Consider the following 16733-nt stretch of genomic DNA (forward strand, 5'->3'; position numbering starts at 1 on the left):
CCCTCGACCCAACCCCATGGCAAGTTTGCAGATCATAGTGTTCGACGTGTGCGGCACCGCCTGTGCCCTGCACAGAAGCGCCGCACGCGAGTTTCTGCCGCTGCCGCGCCTGTGGCACCCTCCCGCCCTGCCTCGTCCGGTGGCAGGGTTTTTCAACCTCAGCGGCCACGCTGTTCCAGTTCTTCGGCTCGATGTGCTGTTCGGCCTTCAGCGTGTCGAGGATGATGCCGAGGCGGATCTCTATCGGCATCTGATCCTCATCGATCGGTTCAGTGCATCGGGACTATCTGCGCTCCTTGTCGACCGGGTACTGGACGTTGCGAGCGTGGACACGTCCCAGCTTTCGTCCGTCAGCGCAGCAGGCACTTTGAATGGCTGCGTCGAGGCGGAGGTTACATGGGATGGACGTCTCGTCCACCTGCTCTCAGCCGAGCGCATCCTCCTTGCTGAGGAGCAGCAGACTCTGGCGGAGCTTGGACGCCAGGCCCAGGATCGGCTCCGCGAATGGGCGGTCCCGGCCTGATGGCCGCATGCGCCGCCGCCGTTCCGCTGATCGATGCCGGCTTTCCAGAACTGAAAAGCCGCATCATCGAGCGCACGGGACATTTCTACTACCAGGACAAGGACGACCTGCTCTGGGAGCGCGTGCGCAAGCGCCTGCGCGCTACGGCCCTTTCCGATTCGACGCAGTATCTGAACTTTCTGGACGACGCGATTTCGGGTCCTGCCGAATGGGGCAAGCTGGAAACCGAGATCACCATCGGCGAGACGTTCTTCTTCCGCTATGCGGAGCAGTTCGCGGCGCTGCGCGATACGATCCTGCCCGAGATCATCGAGAGAAAGACATCCACGCGGCGGCTGCGGATCTGGAGCGCAGGATGCTCGACGGGAGCCGAGCCTTATTCGGTTGCCATCCTCGTCAACGAGATCCTTGGCGAGGATCTCGGGACGTGGCGCGTGAACATTATCGGCACCGACATCAACGACAGCTTTCTCAACGTCGCCAAGCAGGCAAGATTCGGAAAATGGGCGCTCCGGTCCATGCCGCCGGCAGAACGGGAACGCTATTTCCTGAGCGCGGGAAAGGATCAGTGGCAGGTGCGCCCGGAATTCCGCTCGCTGGTCCGTTTCGAGAGGCATAACCTTCTGAGCCTTCTCGATGGCACGTCGCCGCTCGAATTCACCGATTTCGACCTGATCCTCTGCCGCAACGTCCTGATCTATTTTCATCCGGACACGGTGATCCGGATCGTCGAGGCGCTGCATGGTCGCCTCGCGGAGGATGGGTGGATGCTGCTAGGCCATGCCGAGCCCAATCCTGTCTTCTCCGCCATGATGCAGACCCTGAATCTACCGGGAACGGTGGCCTATCGGTCAGGCCCGGGGGAGGCACCGCCTTTCGCACGGCCTGCGCTGCCTCTGAAGGATCTTGCCCCGTTACCGCCTATCCCGAAGCGCATGGAACCGGCCAAGCGGCATGCGCTCCCACGTCCTGCGAAGGCGCCGCCATCCAAGGCTCCTGCCTCGCCCGCTGTCCCGCAGGCTCTGGACGTCTTGCTGGACGCGGTCAGGGCGCAAGCCAATATAGGCGACTTCGCCGCCGCCGATGTTCTCTGCCGGAAAGCCCTCGTCGATCAACCGCTGAGCGCGGCCCTTCACTTTTACCATGGCCTCATCCTGCAGGCCCTCGGACAGGGTGATGGCGCTGAGAAAAGCTTCCTTAAAAGCATCTATCTCGATAAAAGCTTTGCCATGGCTCACTACCACCTTGGTCTGCTGCTGCTCGCGGAAAGGCGATCCGGTCCTGGCCGGCGCGCGCTGACCAATGCGGCCCGCATTGCGGCGGCGATGCCTGACGACCGCCTCCTCGAGGAGGCGGACGGGCTCACCGCTGTGGATCTGCGCAATCTCGTCCGCATCCATCTCGAAGCGGCCACGTCGTCCAAGCGCAGGAGATGAGCGTGGCGAAATCGGTGCGCCGTAAGCTGAGACTGATGGAATGGGCCCGCGTTCGCTCGTCCGAGGAACGCGTGCAGCAGATCCTCGACGAGCGCACGGAACGCCTTGCAACTCGAGAGAATGCCGCAACAACTCGGCCGGAAGCCTTGCCTCGTGCCCTGGTTTGCGGAGTGGGGCGAGAGCGTTTCGGAATTCCTGTCGAGACGGTGGCAGAGGTTCTGCCGCCTCAGAAATGCGTGCCGGTTCCCGATGGACCTCCTGCCCTGATCGGCCTGTTCGGGCGGAGCGGCAAGCTGGTCAGCGTGATCGATCTTGCCCTTGCACTCGGCCTTGAATCTTCTTCCTCAGACAACGAAGACCAGCACTTCGTCCTGCTGCGGCGCGAGCAGCCGCAGGTGGCGCTGAGGGTCGAGCGCGCCCACGCCGTCGCGGACATACTGCCCCTGACCGACGAAGAAGCCGCAGGCTTCCGCAACGATGCCGTTACTGGCTACGGCACGATTCAATCCGGCCCTGCCGGCCAAGACGAAGCGCTCTCTCTTCTCGATACCGAGCGCCTTCTGCGCCCTCTCCTGTCCTCTTCATCTCTTCCTGGAGTCTGACGTGACGATCTCGATCGCCAACCGTATTCTTCTCGGCTTCGCCGTCATCGTCGCGCTGATGGTCGGGTTGGGTGTCTATGCCATCAATCAGCTCGACGATGTTCGCCAATCGACTGAGACGATCGTGACGCGCGATTTCGCTCTGATGCGGCAGCTCGAAGATGTCGGCGATCAGCAGAACACCATTCGAGGCCTACGAGAGGAGATTCTCTCCCGTTTCTTCATGCGCTCTCTCGGGCAGCAGCAGGCGGCCAGCGATGACTTGGCCCGCTCCTGGGAGCAGCAGGCTGCTGGGACCGAGGCATCCCTGACACAGGCCCTTGCAACCGTGAACGACTTTGCCGCACGCTCGGTCACATCGCAGAGAGCGGATGCTTGGCGTCGCCTCACTGAGTCTCTCAACCGCGCCGGCGCAGACCTGCGGCAGCTGCGTGCCTCGACCGAACGCCAGTTTGCCGCCCTGCAGAACAATGACCTTGCAACCGTTATTGTGACCCAGAACGCACTGAACACCAGTCGCGAATCCTGGAGCCGGAACCTGGCCCAGGCGCGCAGCATCCTGAGCGAAGCGATCACCATCGGACAGCGGCGGATCGATGAGATCTATGAGCAGAGCCGGATGTCGATCATCCTCGCCGTCGCGGGCGCCGCACTTCTGAGCATCCTGATCACTTATGCTCTGCGCTCCTCCATCACGGGACCGCTCGGCAACTTCATGAGCTTCGTCGAGCGGGTCGGACGCGGCGAGTTGGGAGGCCAGATGGCCATAACGGGCAAGGACGAGATCGGCCATCTCGGCTCCACGCTCAACACCATGGTCGACGGCCTGCGGCAGCTCGCTCGCCAGAGCCGCGAGGCCACCGAGAATCTGAACGCAGCAGCCGCGGAAATCCGCGCCTCCACTCAGGAGCAGGCCGCCTCCGTCGAGGAGCAATTGGCCGCCGTTCAGGAAACGGCCGCAACCGTCGACGAGATCACGCATTCGGGCACACAGATCGGAAAACGTGCACAGGAAGTTATCGCCTCGGCACAGGCGGCAGCGCAGACCAGCATGTCGGGACTGCAGGCCGTCGAGGAAACGGCACGTGCCATGGACGCCATTCGCGAGCAGGCGGAAGCGGTGGCGGAAAACATCGTCGCCTTGAGCGAGAAGACACAGGCCGTCGGCGAGATCATCGCATCGGTCAACGACATTTCCGAGCGCACGCATCTTCTCGCTCTCAATGCGGCCATCGAAGCAGCCGCAGCAGGCGAGAACGGCCGCAGTTTTGCGGTGGTGGCCTCCGAGATGAAAACGCTGGCCGATCAGGCAAAGGATGCAACGACCCAGGTGCGCTCGATCCTCGGTGACATTCAGCGCGGCATCAATTCGTCCGTGATGCTCACAGAGGAAGCCGTGAAGCGCGTCGCCGCCGGCAAGGAGCGCACGGACGTCACGCAGCAAACCATCACCGGGATTTCCGACCAGATCCAGGAAAGCGTTCAGACCTTCCAGCAGATCATTGCCTCCACGAACCAGCAGCAGCTCGGTATCGAACAGGTGATGGGAGCCCTCCAGAACATTCGTCAGGCAAGCCAGCAGACAGCTGCCGGCACCCGCCAGCTCGATACGGCAGCGGCCAATCTGTCGACCCTGGCGCAGCAATTGCTCGGCCTTGTCGAGCGCTATCGCTTGTAAGCGGCCGAAGACGGGACTCGCGTATCGTGACCGATATCCGCAAGCAGCTTTTGGCAGCCTTCGAGGCGGAGCACCGGGAGCATCTTCAGGCGATCCGGTCCGCGCTCGATCATGCGGGCGGGGGCGAGATCGACCTGACGGATGTCTTTCGCCGCGCGCATAGTCTCAAAGGTGCCGCGCGCGCAGTCGATCTGCCGGCCGTTGAGGAAGTTGCGCATCAGCTCGAAGCGCTCTTCTCCCAGGTGCTCGAAGGGCAGCAATCCCTGGACGATCCCACCATCGCCACGGTGCGTCAAAATCTCGATCTCATCGAAGATCTTGTTGCGGATGTCCTAAGATCATCGGAACCACAGACGGCTCCGGCCAAGGCTCCGAAACCCGCGTCGACTGAACCCGAGCCAATACCTCCGAAAGCGGACGCTCCCCCCGACACCGGCACGGGATCCTATCTCCGCGTTGCCGCTGAGCAGATGGAAGAACTGTCCGATTCCATGCACCAGCTTCTGGCGGAGCTGCAGGCGGATGAGGGGATCGATGACACTCTGCGGCAGATCGAACTGGAGGTTCGCGGCTTGAGGCGAAGCTGGGATCAGGTTCATGCGCAAATCAACGCCTTGGCCTCCGCGACCCAGCAGGGCAACGGCAGCACCAACTCCCGCCATGGCCCATCCTTCGCCCCGCGCCTGCGCGATTTCGACCAGGGCCTGAAAGCGCTGTTTCGCAGACTGTCTGCCCTGTCCCGCGACAGGCGGCAATCGAGCTGGACCATCGAGCAGGCGGCGCGTCAGGTGCGCGAGAACATCGACCGCGTCTCCCTCGTCTCGGCGGAAACGGTTTTCGGCGGTTTCGGCCACATGGTGCGCGAGATCGCCCGCAAGGCGGGGCATGATGTGCATGTGCGCAGCATCGGCCTCGACATTCAGGTCGACCGGCAGGTGCTCCAGGCGCTCAAGGATCCCGTAATGCATCTGCTGCGCAATGCAGTGAGCCACGGTGTCGAGCTGCCTGAGGAGCGCATCGCCAAGGGCAAGCCCGAGCGGGCCGAGGTGACCCTGGAATTGGCCTCCCGTGGCGGGCGTCTGGTCATCAGCGTTCGCGACGACGGGCACGGCCCCGACCTGGCGCGCATCGAGCAGGTCGCCGTCGATCGCGGATTGCTGCAACCGCGGGATGCAGGTCATCCGCCGCCGATGATCGATCAGTTGCTCTCCCTCGTCTTCGCACCCGGCTTCTCGACGGCGAGTGAGGTCGACCGTCTTGCGGGCCGGGGGATGGGTTTATCCGTCGTGGCGGATGCCGTCCGCAAGCTGCAGGGATCGGTTCTGTTGCGGCCGCGCTATCCCCATGGAACGGAGGTTCTGCTGAACGTGCCCTTCACGGCGGCGCGCCAGCCGCTGCTGCTTTTGGAAGCGGAAGAGCGCATGTTCGGCCTGCCCTCCCATGCGGTAGAGCGCCTCCTGCGGCTGCGCTCGGATGCGCTTGAAAGTGTGGAAGGCCGTCCCACGGCACGGATCGAGATCGGGGGGCAGGACGTTATCGTTCCGGTCATCGCCCTTGCCGCCCTGACAGGATCCCCGAATGCCCCCCTCCCCGCCGAGGCAGGACACGTGAAGGCCGTGCTCGTCCGTCACGGTTCCCGCACCTGTGCGCTCGCCGTCAACGCCTTCCATGATGTCCGCACGATGCTGGTCAGCGATGTCCAGGCGATCGGGCTGAACGAAATGGTCTCGGGCACCGTCCTGCTGGAGAACGAGATGCCGGCTCTCGTGCTGAGTCCGGACAAGTTGGTCGAGCATTGGGTCAGGAATGAAAGCAGGCTCGCGGCCGGAGGCTTAGGGCTTGCCCGATGGGCTCCCGAGGAGGAACGCCGGGCGCGAACCATCCTCGTGGTCGACGATTCCATCACCACCCGCACCCTCGAAAAGAGCATTCTGGAGGCGCAGGGCTACCAGGTTCTCCTCAGCGTCGACGGCATCGATGCCCTTCACATCCTACGTTCGGGCGAGACCATGGTCGATCTCGTGATTGCCGACGTGGAAATGCCGCGCATGGATGGTTTCGGCCTGCTGCAGGCGATCAGGAACGACCCGCGGCTATCCACCCTGCCCGTGATCCTCATGACCTCGCGGGCCGATCCGGAGGATGTACGCAAGGGTCTCGATCTGGGCGCGAGCGCCTATATTACCAAGCAGAAGTTCGATCAGCGCGAGCTCTTGGCGACGATCGGGCAGGTATTGTGAGTTTCAGGCGATGAGTATGGCGTCTCAGTCACGGGTTCGTGTGATGGTCGTCGAGGATTCCCTCGTCGTCCGTCAGCTGCTGGTCCATATCATCGCCAGTGATCCGCGCCTCGTGGTCGCAGCCGCGGTCAGCTCGGCAGAGGAGGCTCTCCAGGAAATCGGTCGCGTACAGCCGGATGTCGTGTCCATGGACATCCGCCTTCCCGGAATGGACGGGCTGGAGGCGACGCGCCGGATCATGTCGGAGCACCCGACGCCTATCGTTGTCATCGCGGACAGCATCGAGGATTCCTCGCTCAAGATCTCCATGAACGCGCTCCGCGCCGGCGCACTCATGGTCGTGGAAAAGCCCGTCGGCCTCTCCAGCGCCAATTATGCGGGGATTGCCAGCACCATCTGCACCCAGCTCTATATCATGAGCCAGGTGCCGGTGGTCCGGCAGCGTGCGTTTGCGCCGTGGCGCGAGAAGAGCGCGAAGGCGCCCAAACGCGATCCGGAATGGAGCGCAGCGCGTCCGAGCATCTTGGGTATTGCCGCCTCCACCGGCGGGCCGCCGGCCCTCGCCAAAGTCCTGGGCGCCCTTCCGGAGGATTTTCCGCTGCCGATCCTCCTCGTCCAGCACATGGGTGCCCCCTTCATGGAAGGCTTTGCTTCCTGGCTGAACGGTCTGATGCCTCTGGACGTCCGCATCGCGCAGGATCAGGAGATTCCGGCGCCCGGTCGAGTCTATGTCGCTCCCGGCGACCGGCACCTGCTCCTGTCCCCGGCGGGCACCCTGAAGGTGAGCAGCGAAGCTCCCTTGGGCAACCAGCGTCCGTCGGCCACCATGCTGTTCCAGTCGATCGCGCGGTCGGCAGGACGCAGGGGACTTGGTGTCATTCTCACCGGCATGGGCGAGGATGGAGCGCAGGGCCTCGTCGAGCTGCGCCAAGTCGGGGGCTATGGACTGGCAGAGGACGAAAGCAGCGCCGTCGTCTATGGCATGCCGGCCGCGGCGGCTCGCATGGGCGGCATCAATGTCAGCCTGCCCCTTGACCTGATCGCGCCCCAGATCCTGAGGCTGGTGCGGGGAGAGGGCGAATGAGCGCGGGCACTGTTGCGCAGACCGCTGAGATTCTCCTGGTCGAGGATTCCGAAACCCAGGCGCTGCAGCTGCGCCATATGCTCGAGACGAACGGCTTCAGCGTCTCCTGGCGCTCCACGGCGGAAGCCGCTCTCGACAGCCTGAACGAAAGGCTGCCCGACCTCGTCATCGCCGATTACCATCTGCCCGGCATGAACGGGGACGAGTTGACCCGCCAGATGCGCCTCAACGTGCGGACGCGGGCGATCCCGGTGATCATGCTGACGGAAGCGCGGGAGCGCGCCGTCGAGCGTCAGGGCCTTGAGAGCGGCGCGGACGCCTACATCTCCAAATCCGCCGAGCAGGAGCTGATCGTTCTGCGGATCAAGGCGCTGCTGCGCCGGCGCTCGTCCCCGCTCGGCGATTCCAGGGAGGACCGGCAATCCCCCAGCTTCGGCGCCTTCCGCCGGGCCTGCCTCCTCATCGTGGACGACAGCCTGACACACCGCACCTATTTGCAGAATCTGCTGGCCCATGAAGGCTATGCGGTGACGCCGGTCTCAGGATCAGTCGAGGCTCTCCGGCAGGTTCGCGCGCCGGATGCCAATTGGGACTGCATCCTGGTCAACCTGCTCAGCCTTGGCTTCGACGGCATCGAGCTGTGCCGTCAGCTGAACCTTTATCGCGGGCTCGCGCCCCTGCCGGGCACGGATGCTCCAAGCTTTGCCATCGTCGGCCTCGGCAACGAGGAGGGGGGCGACCTGCTCGGACGTGCCTTTGCCGCAGGCGTGGACGACATCGTCCCCTCTACGGTTGAAGCCGATGTGATGCGCGTGCGCATCCGCGCGCTCATTCGGCGTAAGCTGATGCAGGACGAGAACTGGCGCATCGAGGCGGAACTGCGCGAGCGGGAACTGGCCCTCGCCAAGGCCCAGGCGGAGGCCGCCTCCGCAGAGGCCCTGGCCAAGGCGAACAGTGAGCTGGAGGAAGCCAACGATCTCCTGAAGGGCACCCAGGCCCAGCTCGTCCAGGCGGCCAAGATGGCGTCTCTCGGCGAGCTGGTGGCGGGCATTGCCCATGAGATCAACAATCCCCTTGCCTTCATCCAGGCGCATCAGGGCACGGTGGAAAAGCTGCTCACCGAAATCGCCTCGAAGCTCCCATCCGAGGCAGGGCTTGAGCGGCAGGTGCAGAAATCCCGAGATCGCATCGGCGCCATGAAGCTGGGGCTTGCCCGGATTCAGGAGCTCGTTCTCAACCTGAGACGCTTTTCCCGCCTCGACGAAGGCGACTTTCAGACGGTCAACGTGCCGGAATCCATTGAGACCGTACTGGCTCTCTTAGGCCATAAGCTCGGCACCCGGATCGACGTGCGGCGACGCTACAATGCGGTTTCCGACCTTTATTGCTCACCCGCCCTTCTGAACCAGGTGGTCATGAACATCATCGGCAACGCCGCCGACGCGATCAAGGGAACCGGCGGCATAGACATTGAAACTGAGAGTAACGAGACAACCTATACCATCAAGATCAGCGATACAGGTCCGGGAATTCCAGGGGAATTGCGGGAGCGTGTCTTCGAACCGTTCTTCACCACCAAGCCCGTCGGGTCTGGAACTGGACTTGGCCTGGCCATCGCTTATAGCGTCGTCCAGGCCCACAAAGGATCGATTGCGGTGGATTCAGGCTCCCGGGGGGGCGCCGGTTTCACCATCACGATCCCGAGGCATATTGTTTCATGACCTTGTCGAGCGAGATGAATTCAACCAATGGCACGATCCTGGTCGTCGATGACGAGCCGGACATCCTGATCGCGCTCGAGGACCTGTTCGAGAACGACTACCGGGTGCTGACGGCTTCGTCGCCGGTCCAGGCGCTCGACATCATCCGGCAGGAACCCGACATCGCTATCATCATCTCGGATCAGCGCATGCCCGAGATGCAGGGCGACGAGTTTCTGGCCAGGGCCCGCCACGAAACCGACGCCGATGCGATTCTTCTCACCGGCTATGCAGATCTCAAGGCAGTGATCGGTGCGGTCAACAAGGGCCGCATCATTGCCTATGTCCCAAAACCCTGGGATCCGGCCGCCCTCTCCAATATGGTGGCCGCCGCCTACCAGCGACGCATGCTGACCCGCAAGCTCGATACCGAGCGTGCGCTTCTGAGCGGGCTGATGGAGAGTACGGACGACCTGATCTCCTTCAAGGATCTCGACGGCCGTTTCGTCCGCCTGAACGCCAGCAAGGCGCAAAGCCTCGGTTGCAATTCCGAAGACTGCCTCGGCCATAAGGAGCGGGATTTCGTCTCGTCGGACCGAGCCACGATGATCGAGGAGGCAGAGCGTCGGGCGATTGCAGCGCGTGCTCCCGACGAGATCGTCGAGGAGCGGACCTCGACCGACGGCACGACCCAGTGGTTCCTGATCAACCATATCCCGATCCTCGACGAGGCTGGAGCCGTCAAGCACCTTGCCACCATCGAGCGCGACATCACCGAGCGCAAGCTGATGGAGATGCGCCTGCGGCAGGCGGACAAGATGCAGGCCCTCGGGACCCTTGCCGGCGGCATCGCGCACGACTTCAACAACCTGCTGATGGCGGTCCTTGGCAGCCTCGATCTTGCCTCGCGCCGGGCGCCCGACGACCCTCGCCTGACGCGGCTGTTGCAAAATGCCACCTATGCGGCGGAGCGCGGCGCCTCCCTGACCCAGCGACTCCTGAGCTTCAGCCGCCAGCGCGACCTGCGGCTTCAGGCCGTGGACGTCAATCAGGTCATCACCAGCATGAATGACCTGCTGACGCGCACGCTTGGCGGGGTCATCCGGATCGAGCGCCATCTCACCGACGGCCTGTGGACAGCCATGGTCGACCCGGATCAGCTCGAACTTGCGATCCTCAACCTGTGCATCAACGCCCGCGACGCCATGGTTGAGAACGGGACCCTCGCTCTCTCGACCCGCAATGAGGCGGTGGACGAGGGACGGATTACCGATTTGAGCGGTGGCGAGTACGTGGTGATCTCTGTCACGGATTCGGGTAGCGGCATTCCGCCGGAGGTTCTGGCCAGGGTGCTCGAACCCTTCTTCACCACCAAGGAGGTGGGCAAGGGAACAGGGCTTGGCTTGCCCATGGTCTACGGGCTGGCGCAGCAATCCGGCGGTACCGTCACGATCCAAAGTACGGTCGGAGTGGGCACGACCGTCGAGCTTTACCTGTCCCGCGCAGCCGTCGAACAGGAGGACAGTCCTCATGAGAAGGAGGCGACCGCACCTGATGCGCCGAAGGTGCGCATTCTGCTCGTCGATGACGATGCGGAAGTGAGAACCGTGACCGCCGCCTATCTTACCGAGATGGGGCATCGGGTCGTGGAGGCTGCAGATGGATCGTCAGCCCTCGATATCCTGAGGACCGATGATCAGCTCGATCTCCTCATTGCCGATTTTGCGATGCCCGGCATGACGGGAACCGACTTGGCCGACAAGGCACGAGAGATACGAACCGATCTCGGTATCCTGCTCGTCACCGGATATGCCGATCCAAAGCGACTGCCGGACGGTTATCTGATGCTCCACAAGCCCTTCAGCCGCGACGATCTGGCCGCGAAGGTCACGGAAGCGGCTGAGCAGGATCGACGCTCGCCCCTCTGAAAAGTGTCGCCCCGCTTGGCCAATTGTGAACAAGGGCATTTTTGAGCGACTTTGGCCGAAAACCGTCCAGAATCGCGGAGAATTGACCCCTCGAACCGCCGATTCCGACTGCCGCATGGGCAGAAAATGGTAAATTTCCCTTAAAAATTATCCATTGTTGCATGGACAGATTGACATTATCGGGGCTTCGCACCTTAACTCCGTCACAGAACGGCCACGAGTAGAGCCGTCTCAGAGGACCAAGGTAATGAAAAAATCAGCCCTTTTCGCAGCCATCTGCGTTCCGGCCTTCCTGGCCGCCGCTCCGTTGGCCGCTAAAACCCTCGTCTATTGCTCCGAGGGCAGCCCGGAGAACTTCTATCCCGGCGTCAACACCACCGGCACGTCCTTCGACGCGACCGAGCAGATCTATGACAACATCGTCGATTTCGAGCGCGGCGGCACGAAGGTCGTCCCCGGCCTCGCCGAGAAGTGGGACATCTCGGCTGACGGCACGGTCTACACCTTCCACCTGCGCAAGAACGCCAAGTGGCACTCCAACAAGAACTTCAAGCCCACCCGCAACCTGAATGCCGACGACGTCGTGTTCATGTTCGAGCGTCAGTGGAAGGAAGCGAACCCCTACTTCAAGGTGACGAGCCCGAACCACTCCTACTTCAACGACATGGGCATGCCCGCCCTGCTGAAGTCGGTCGAGAAGGTCGATGACTACACCGTCCGCGTCACCCTGAATAAGCCGGAAGCTCCGTTCCTGGCCAACCTCGCCATGCAGTGGGCAGGCGTCCAGTCGAAGGAATATGCCGACGCCATGCTGAAGGCCGGCACCCCGGAGAAGATCGACCAAGAGCCGGTCGGCACGGGCCCGTTCTATCTGGTCCAGTACCAGAAGGATGCGATCATCCGCTACAAGGCCTTCCCCGATTACTGGGACGGCAAGGCGAAGCTCGACGACCTCGTCTTCTCGATCACCCCGGACGCCTCCGTGCGTTGGGCCAAGGTCCAGAAGGGCGAATGCCACGTCATGCCGTATCCGAACCCAGCTGACCTCGACGCCATGAAGAAGGATCCGAACATCACGGTCATGGAGCAGGCCGGCCTGAACGTCGGCTACCTCGCCTACCAGACTACGAAGAAGCCCTTCGACGACGTGCGCGTCCGTAAGGCCTTCAACATGGCCATGAACAAGAAGGCGATCGTCGATGCCGTGTTCCTCGGCTCGGGCGTCCCTGCCATCAATCCGATCCCGCCGTCCATGTGGTCGTACAACAGCTCGATCAAGGACGACGAGTACAATCCGGAAGCGGCCAAGAAGCTGCTCGCGGAAGCCGGCTACCCGAACGGCCTCGAGACTGACCTGTGGGCGATGCCGGTTCAGCGTCCCTACAACCCGAATGCACGCCGCATCGCCGAGCTGATGCAGGCCGACCTCGCCAAGATTGGCGTGAAGGCCGAGATCAAGAGCTTCGAGTGGGGCGAGTACCGCAAGCGGGCCCAGGCCGGTGAGCACCAGATGGCTCAGCTCGGCTGGACGGGCGACAACGGCGACCCGGACAACTTCCTGCATACCCTGCTCGGCTGCGCCTCGGCTCAGTCCGCATCGGGCTCGAACATCGCGAAGTTCTGCTACAAGCCCTTCGACGATCTCGTGACGAAGGCCAAGGTCACGACCAATCAGGCCGAGCGCACCAAGCTCTACGAAGAAGCTCAGAAGATCTTCAAGGAGCAGGCTCCGTGGTTCACGGTGGCTCACGCCGTGCAGCTGAAGCCGGTCCGCAAGGAAGTCGTGGATTTCAAGCTCTCGCCGTTCGGTCGCCACACGTTCTACGGCGTGGACATCAAGGGCAAGTAAGCTAATCCCTTCAACCTACGGCGGAGCGGCTCAAAAAAGCCGCTCCGCCTTTTTATGTTCAGACGATGCTCAGATTCATTTTGACCCGCGTCAGCCTGATCATCCCGACCTTCATCGGGATCACGTTGCTGGCCTTCTTCCTGATCCGCCTCGTACCGGGCGATCCCATCGAAACGCTTGCCGGCGAGCGCGGCATTGATCCCGCCCGCCACGAGCAGCTGCGCAAGGAATACGGCTTCGACCAGCCGATCTTCGTCCAATACGGGATTTACCTGTCGCGTGTGCTGCAGGGCGATCTCGGCAAGTCGATGATCACCCAGGAGCCGGTTCTCAACGAATTCTCGGCCCTGTTCCCGGCCACTATCGAGCTGGCGCTCTGCGCGATCATCTTCGCTCTCGTGCTCGGTCTTCCGGCAGGCATCATCGCGGCCATCCGGCGAAATTCGATCTTCGACCACGGCGTGATGGGCATCTCGCTCACCGGCTATTCCATGCCGATCTTCTGGTGGGGCCTCATTCTCATCCTGCTCTTTTCGGTGCAGTTCGATCTCACGCCCGTGTCAGGCCGCATCGATGTGCTCTATTATATCGAGCCGATCACCGGCTTCCTCCTGATCGACACGCTTCTCTCCGACGAGCCGGGGGCGTTCTGGTCTGCCGTCAGACACCTGATCCTGCCCACCATCGTGCTCGGCACGGTGCCGCTGGCCGTCATCGCCCGCATGACCCGTTCGGCCATGCTGGAAGTGCTCGGCGAGGACTACATCCGCACGGCCAAGGCCAAGGGCCTGACCCGATTCCGGATCGTCGCCCTGCATGCCCTGCGCAATGCGCTCATCCCCGTCGTGACGGTGATCGGCCTGCAGGTGGGCGTGCTGTTCACCGGCGCGATCCTTACGGAAACCATCTTTTCCTGGCCGGGCGTCGGCAAATGGCTCATCGATGCCATCTTCCGCCGCGATTATCCGGTGCTGCAAGGCGGTGCCCTGCTGCTCGGCGTTGTCGTGATGAGCGTGAATCTTCTCGTCGACCTTGCCTACGGCCTCATCAATCCTCGCATCAGGCATACGCGATGACCACTGAAACCATGGAAGCTCCGGCCGTCGCAGCGCCGACGGCCACCCCGCCCCACCCCTTACGCGAGTTCTGGAGCTATTTCAGCGCCAACCACGGCGCCGTCGCCGGGCTCGTCGTGATCGTTGCCGTCGTGATCGTGGCGTTGCTGGCGGATGTGATCGCGCCTCATGATCCCAATGTCACGAACACCGCCATCGCGCTCAAGCCGCCGTTCTGGCAGGAGGGCGGCTTGCTGTCCTATCCGCTCGGCACCGATCCCATCGGGCGCGATATCCTGTCCCGTCTGATCTACGGCGCCCGACTGTCGCTCCTCATCGGCATCGTCGTGGTGACGATCTCCATCATCCTCGGCACCGTGCTCGGCCTCGTCGCAGGCTTCTTCCGCGGCCTGACCGAGATCTTCATCATGCGCCTGATGGACATCATCCTCACCCTGCCGAGCCTCCTGCTCGCCATCGTGATCGTAGCGGTGCTCGGCCCGGGTCTGATGAACGCCATGCTGGCGGTGGCCCTGGTGATCCTGCCGCATTACGTGCGCCTTGCTCGCGCCGCGGTGATCACGGAAACCTCGAAGGACTACGTGACGGCGGCCCGCGTGAGCGGGGCCAGCACGATGCGCCTGATGTTCAAGGAAGTGCTGCCGAACTGCACCGCTCCCTTGATCGTGCAGGCGTCGCTCGGCATCTCGACCGCGATCCTGGATGCGGCTGCGCTCGGCTTCCTTGGCCTCGGCGCACAGCCTCCGTCGCCTGAATGGGGCACTATGCTGGCCGATGCCCGCGAGTTCGTGCTTCGCGCCTGGTGGGTCGTCACCTTCCCCGGTCTCGCCATCCTCATCACGGTGCTCGCGTTCAATCTTCTGGGTGACGGCCTTCGCGATGCCTTCGATCCGAAGCTGAAGAGGTCCTGATTATGGCGCTTCTTGAAATCGAGAATCTCGTCGTCGAGTTTCAGACCTCTGCCGGCATGTTCCGGGCAGTCGATGGCGTGTCGCTCAAGGTCGACGAGCGCGAGGTTCTGGCTATCGTCGGGGAATCCGGCTCGGGCAAGTCCGTGTCGATGCTCGCCGTGATGGGCCTTCTGCCGTGGACGGCAAAGGTGACGGCCGACAAGATGACCTTCAATGGCCGTGATCTTCTTAAGTTGTCCGATTCCGAGCGTCGCAAGATCGTCGGCAAGGACATTGCGATGATCTTCCAGGAGCCGGTGGCAAGCCTCAATCCGTGCTACACGGTCGGCTTCCAGATCGAGGAAGTGCTGCGCTTCCATCTCGGCCTTGGGCGGAAGGAGCGGCGCGCCCGCGCCATCGAGCTTCTGATCGCAGTCGGTATCCCCAGCCCCGCCGAGCGTCTGAACTCGTTTCCGCATCAGATGTCCGGCGGCCAGTGCCAGCGCGTGATGATCGCCATGGCCATCGCCTGCAATCCGAAGCTTCTGATCGCCGATGAGCCGACCACAGCGCTCGACGTGACGATCCAGAAACAGATTCTCGATCTTCTCGTGAAGCTTCAGGCCGAGCACGGGATGGGCATGATCATGATCACCCACAATATGGGCGTGGTCGCAGAGACTGCCGATCGTGTCGTGGTTCAGTACAAGGGCCGCAAGATGGAAGAGGCGGACGTGCTGACATTGTTCGAGAATCCGCGCAGCAACTACACGAAGGCTCTCCTGGCCGCGTTGCCTGACAACGCGACGGGCGACCGCCTGCCTACCATCGCGGATTATTTCAAGGACGGAAGCGAGATCGCCGGAGCGGCCGTATCATGAGTGTTGTTCTCGAAGCCCGGAATATCGTCCGGGATTACCATATGCCCGGGAGCCTCTTCACCAAGGGCAGGACGGTCCATGCCGTGAAGGGCGTGAGCTTCACGGTGGAGAAGGGCAAGACCCTCGCCATCGTCGGCGAGAGCGGCTGCGGCAAGTCTACGCTCGCGCGCATCCTCACGCTGATCGACCCGGCGACGTCCGGCGATCTCCTCATTCAGGGGAAAAAGGTCGATATCGCGAAGGGAGACCTCACGAAGGATCTCCGGCGCGAAGTGCAGATCGTGTTCCAGAACCCCTATGGCTCGCTCAATCCGCGCCAGAAGATCGGCGACGTGCTGGGTGCACCGCTGGTGATTCACGGCAACGTTCCGGTCGCCGAGCGGCGTGATCGCGCCATGGCGATGTTGAAGAAGGTCGGTCTCAGCGAAGAGCATTTCAACCGCTATCCGCACATGTTCTCCGGCGGTCAGCGGCAGCGCATCGCGATTGCCCGTGCCCTGATGCTCAATCCGAGCCTGCTCGTTCTCGACGAGCCGGTTTCGGCGCTCGACCTCTCAGTGCAGGCGCAGGTGCTGAACCTGCTGGCCGATCTGCAGGACGAGTTCAACCTCACCTACGTCTTCATCAGTCACGATCTGTCGGTGGTTCGCTACATCGCCGACGAGGTGATGGTGATGTATTTCGGCGAGGCGGTCGAATATGGCACCCGTGATGAGGTGTTCTCCGATCCGAAGCACGATTACACCAAGACGCTTTTCGCAGCGACGCCGCGCGCGGATCCTGCGAGCATCAAGGCGCGATTGGAACGGAAGAAGGCAGCCTGACGGAAGTCGCGGCTTAAAAGAT

At 62.7% G+C, this 16733-nt stretch carries 13 protein-coding genes; all 13 read left to right on the forward strand.

The window, feature by feature from the left end; translation table 11 throughout:
- The first annotated feature begins 16 nt into the window (after positions 1–16).
- The 13 genes from JO965_RS24460 (at position 17) to JO965_RS24520 (ending at position 16711) form a co-directional block, all read left to right on the forward strand.
- A complete protein-coding gene (locus JO965_RS24460; protein ID WP_203441524.1) occupies positions 17–523 on the forward strand; it encodes a chemotaxis protein CheW in 507 nt (168 codons plus the stop codon).
- Entirely contained in the window at positions 505–1959 is a 1455-nt protein-coding gene (locus tag JO965_RS24465; RefSeq protein ID WP_246776677.1) for a protein-glutamate O-methyltransferase CheR, read from the forward strand. Before JO965_RS24460 ends, JO965_RS24465 begins: the two co-directional genes overlap by 19 nt.
- Before the next feature lie 2 nt (positions 1960–1961).
- Positions 1962–2561, forward strand: a complete 600-nt coding sequence (locus JO965_RS24470) for a chemotaxis protein CheW (protein WP_203441525.1) — start codon at positions 1962–1964, stop codon at positions 2559–2561.
- Position 2562: 1 nt separating this feature from the next.
- On the forward strand, positions 2563–4239 hold the full coding sequence (locus tag JO965_RS24475) for a methyl-accepting chemotaxis protein (protein WP_203441526.1): 1677 nt from the start codon (positions 2563–2565) through the stop codon (positions 4237–4239).
- A 26-nt stretch (positions 4240–4265) separates the two neighbouring features.
- Positions 4266–6479 (forward strand): response regulator, encoded by a 2214-nt coding sequence (locus JO965_RS24480; RefSeq protein WP_203441527.1) that lies wholly within the window; start codon positions 4266–4268, stop codon positions 6477–6479.
- 10 nt (positions 6480–6489) lie between these two features.
- The gene (gene cheB / locus JO965_RS24485) at positions 6490–7563 is read left to right on the forward strand and encodes a chemotaxis-specific protein-glutamate methyltransferase CheB (protein WP_203441528.1); all 1074 of its coding nucleotides are present in this window, start codon (positions 6490–6492) and stop codon (positions 7561–7563) included.
- Positions 7560–9284 (forward strand): response regulator, encoded by a 1725-nt coding sequence (locus JO965_RS24490; RefSeq protein WP_203441529.1) that lies wholly within the window; start codon positions 7560–7562, stop codon positions 9282–9284. Before cheB ends, JO965_RS24490 begins: the two co-directional genes overlap by 4 nt.
- On the forward strand, positions 9281–11191 hold the full coding sequence (locus JO965_RS24495; protein ID WP_203441530.1) for a response regulator: 1911 nt from the start codon (positions 9281–9283) through the stop codon (positions 11189–11191). Before JO965_RS24490 ends, JO965_RS24495 begins: the two co-directional genes overlap by 4 nt.
- Before the next feature lie 247 nt (positions 11192–11438).
- Positions 11439–13040 (forward strand): ABC transporter substrate-binding protein, encoded by a 1602-nt coding sequence (locus tag JO965_RS24500; RefSeq protein ID WP_203441531.1) that lies wholly within the window; start codon positions 11439–11441, stop codon positions 13038–13040.
- Positions 13041–13105: 65 nt separating this feature from the next.
- The gene (locus JO965_RS24505; protein WP_203441532.1) at positions 13106–14116 is read left to right on the forward strand and encodes an ABC transporter permease subunit; all 1011 of its coding nucleotides are present in this window, start codon (positions 13106–13108) and stop codon (positions 14114–14116) included.
- Positions 14113–15027, forward strand: a complete 915-nt coding sequence (locus JO965_RS24510) for an ABC transporter permease subunit (protein ID WP_203441533.1) — start codon at positions 14113–14115, stop codon at positions 15025–15027. Before JO965_RS24505 ends, JO965_RS24510 begins: the two co-directional genes overlap by 4 nt.
- A 2-nt stretch (positions 15028–15029) precedes the next feature.
- Complete coding sequence (locus JO965_RS24515) at positions 15030–15887, forward strand: ABC transporter ATP-binding protein (RefSeq protein ID WP_203441534.1); 858 nt, start codon at positions 15030–15032, stop codon at positions 15885–15887.
- Positions 15884–16711 carry an ABC transporter ATP-binding protein gene (locus tag JO965_RS24520; RefSeq protein WP_203441535.1) on the forward strand — a complete coding sequence of 276 codons (828 nt, stop codon included), beginning with the start codon at positions 15884–15886 and terminating at the stop codon, positions 16709–16711. The genes JO965_RS24515 and JO965_RS24520 overlap by 4 nt, the downstream gene beginning before the upstream one ends.
- Positions 16712–16733 lie beyond the last annotated feature (22 nt).

The organism is Microvirga sp. VF16, from assembly GCF_016864375.1.
Taxonomy (GTDB): domain Bacteria; phylum Pseudomonadota; class Alphaproteobacteria; order Rhizobiales; family Beijerinckiaceae; genus Microvirga.